A 599-nucleotide genomic window follows, 5' to 3' on the forward strand; every position below is an offset into this window, starting at 1 on the left:
CGCCGCCGTGCCGGGGGCCTCGGGGGCCGGGGTCGGGGCACCGCCGCGGACCCGGCGGCGCGGTCGGATCCGGGCCGGTCGGAGGCGGTCGGGGGTGGTCCCGGACGGGTGCGCGGAGTGGGCGGCGCGGCTCGCGGATTGCCCGATTGGGCTTGCACTCACCTACCCGGAGTGCTAATCATTGGCGTTAGCACTCACAGCTTGAGAGTGACAGCGGACCGGGTCGGTGAGGCCCCAGGGAGCGGTAGGGGAATGGACCCCCGCACACCAGGGCCGTCCGTCGCGGGCACCCCTTGGTCCGAGCAGTCGACCGTGTCCCGGAGGACCACTTCAGATGGCCAAGATCATCGCCTTTGATGAGGAAGCTCGCCGCGGCCTTGAGCGTGGCATGAACCAGCTTGCCGACGCAGTGAAGGTCACGCTCGGCCCCAAGGGCCGCAACGTCGTTCTGGAGAAGAAGTGGGGCGCCCCCACGATCACCAACGACGGTGTCTCCATCGCCAAGGAGATCGAGCTCGAGGACCCGTACGAGAAGATCGGCGCGGAGCTCGTCAAGGAGGTCGCCAAGAAGACCGACGACGTCGCGGGTGACGGCACCA

Annotated in this window: 1 protein-coding gene; it reads left to right on the forward strand. The window is 69.3% G+C overall.

The features are described from left to right. Positions 1-334: 334 nt before the first annotated feature. Positions 335-599, forward strand: a 265-nt coding sequence (locus tag VR45_RS11190) for a TCP-1/cpn60 chaperonin family protein (protein WP_286163164.1), incomplete at its 3' end; no start/stop codon positions are given.

This window comes from Streptomyces sp. NRRL S-495 (genome assembly GCF_000966955.1).
In the GTDB taxonomy this organism is placed as follows: domain Bacteria; phylum Actinomycetota; class Actinomycetes; order Streptomycetales; family Streptomycetaceae; genus Kitasatospora; species Kitasatospora purpeofusca.